We start from the raw sequence: 1,160 nt of genomic DNA, 5'->3' as shown, positions 1-1,160 counted from the left end.
ACGTTATAGCCCATTTATGAAGACACTGCAACTAATCATATTAATCTGCTTGATGGGGCTGATTCCGATAAAATCACAGGAATTAGGATACATCAATGATTCTGATGGATATTCAAATCTAAGACTTGAACCATCTGACGAATCTGATATTATAGGAATTATATTAAAGGGACAAGAATTTGATTTCTACCCTGACATTAGCTCTGATTGGTGGAAAGTTAGTTTTAAATTCCGGACAGGATTTATGCATAGGTCCAGGATTAAAGATTTTGATAGGGTGAAAGCTGAGATAGGTCAATTCTTCCATGCTTTTTATTCGACTGACAGGAATAATGTCGAATTAGGAGAAGGGTTTAACGAAAAATTATTTTTACTCACACAAGATTATCCTTTAGCTGCTTTAACCTCATTTTGTGAACAGAGAAAAGAAATTCAAGTGTTCCTTATTTCAGAATATGAATCACCAATTCACGACTTGCTTGACTTACAATTGATTTATTCTCGGTTGATAAGCGTTAATTCAACTTGTTCTGAGGCTTATAGAATTGCAGATGCGTTGAAAAGAGCCGCCAATAATATTGGGATAGAACTTAAAAACATCAAATCTTTTATTGATTCTATTCCAGATTTTAACAGGCCTGACAAACATAAGGGAACATCTAACATATGGTTTACTTCCTCAATAAACGGGAAATCAATAACCTTCTACCTGAACCATCCACAAATTGACACCTACAGCAAAATGTTTTATCAAGGTCAACTTGGACTTATGGATGATGCTTTGACATTTTCAATACTTGATAGTTTGTTGACAAATAATTCTGTTACAAGACCTTTTTATATTCATACTTTCAATAGTGCTTTAAGAATTGCTGATGGAGCATTGGCAGAATCAATTGGAACTCAATGTCAACAATTCATGGATAAATACCCCTGTGAATTTATAAGCCTGAAGTCTAAGAAAGAATATTCAGACAACTACAACAAATGGATTGATTTAGCAGCATTCGAGTATTACTTTGATGAGAACGCAATTGAGAAAATAACAATAAAGTATGAGTCATTGAAAGGTAGGTGTAACGTACCTGATTCGGAATTTGATTACATAGAAGACAGACTGATAGAATTTATTAAGGAAAATGAATAGAAACGGGCTATAA

Annotated in this window: 1 protein-coding gene; it reads left to right on the top strand. The window is 33.6% G+C overall.

Going from position 1 to position 1,160, the window contains the following annotated elements; genetic code table 11:
* Nucleotides 1-1,147, top strand: a 1,147-nt coding sequence (locus tag JCM15548_RS20530) for an SH3 domain-containing protein (protein ID WP_227626089.1), incomplete at its 5' end; no start/stop codon positions are given.
* Nucleotides 1,148-1,160: the final 13 nt, after the last annotated feature.

The sequence above is a fragment of the Geofilum rubicundum JCM 15548 genome (assembly GCF_000974365.1).
Taxonomy (GTDB): Bacteria; Bacteroidota; Bacteroidia; order Bacteroidales; family Marinilabiliaceae; genus Geofilum; species Geofilum rubicundum.
Note: the sequence above shows the minus strand (reverse complement) of the source record. Positions and strands in the feature narration are given on the sequence as shown.